Annotated in this window: 1 protein-coding gene; it reads right to left on the bottom strand. The window is 71.3% G+C overall.

Annotated elements, in window-relative coordinates:
* Positions 1-151 precede the first annotated feature (151 nt).
* Positions 152-736, bottom strand: a complete 585-nt coding sequence (locus DEIPI_RS0100465) for a hypothetical protein (protein WP_027480483.1) — start codon at positions 734-736, stop codon at positions 152-154.
* Positions 737-876 lie beyond the last annotated feature (140 nt).

The raw sequence follows: 876 nt of genomic DNA, 5'->3' as shown, positions 1-876 counted from the left end.
TCGTCGTGGCGGCCGTGGTGTGCGCGCTCGCGGCGCTCCTCGCGTTCGGGATCAGACGGGTTCCCGCCCCGGTGGCGGTGGCGGCGGACTGAGCGGAGACAACGGGAAAGGGCCGCCCGGGGGTGAGGGCGGCCCTTTCCCGTTGGCCGTGTTACGCCGTGACCAGCTCCGGCGCGCGGCGCTCTTCCACGGGGCGGGCCAGCACGAGGATCAGGCCCAGCCACGCCCAGCCCGTCGCGGTGTGCCAGCCGAACTCCGCGATGGGCATGTCCGTCAGCTTCGCGAAGGCCATGTACGCGAAGCCCACCGGCAGCGAGATCCCGCAGTACAGCGGCGCGAGGCGGTGCCAGACGGGCAGCACCCGCGCGAACATCACGCCGAGGCTCACCACGAAGGTCAGGACCATGCTCAGCGGCCACAGCAGATCGCAGATCGTGTAGAACAGCGAGTCCATCGGGAAGTGGAAGATGTCGAGGAACTGCTGCGTCACCGCGAAGGGGATCGTGAGCAGGGGCAGCGTCACGACGAGGCGGCCCAGCGGACCGGACCCGGTCGCGTGCAGGCGGCGCAGGCCGAGGATCGCGCAGAACCAGCCCACCGCGAAGGCCGCGCCGAGCAGGTTGCCCACGAGGTCGTTCTCGCCGTTGAGAGTGCGCTGCATGCCGTGACGGTAGGCGTCCACCAGCATGGCGGGCGCCGTGATCATCGTGATGATGCCGAGGGTGCGGACGTTCATGGTGTTCCTCCTGGGGTGCGCGCGCGGCGCGGACGGGGCTCTCGCGACGCGCGCCCCTTCCGGGCGCCGCGTTCGCTTCACACCAGCAGGGTAGGAGGAGGACGGTGGCACGAGGATGGCGGCGCGGCGAGGGGCGCCCC

Source organism: Deinococcus pimensis DSM 21231 (assembly GCF_000519345.1).
GTDB classification, from domain to species: Bacteria; Deinococcota; Deinococci; order Deinococcales; family Deinococcaceae; genus Deinococcus_A; species Deinococcus_A pimensis.
Note: the sequence above shows the minus strand (reverse complement) of the source record. Positions and strands in the feature narration are given on the sequence as shown.

Excerpts from the sequence above, each read along its gene's own strand:
- DEIPI_RS0100465 (WP_027480483.1), bottom strand. The coding sequence starts at position 736 with ATGAACGTCCGCACCCTCGGCATCATCACGATGATCACGGCGCCCGCC.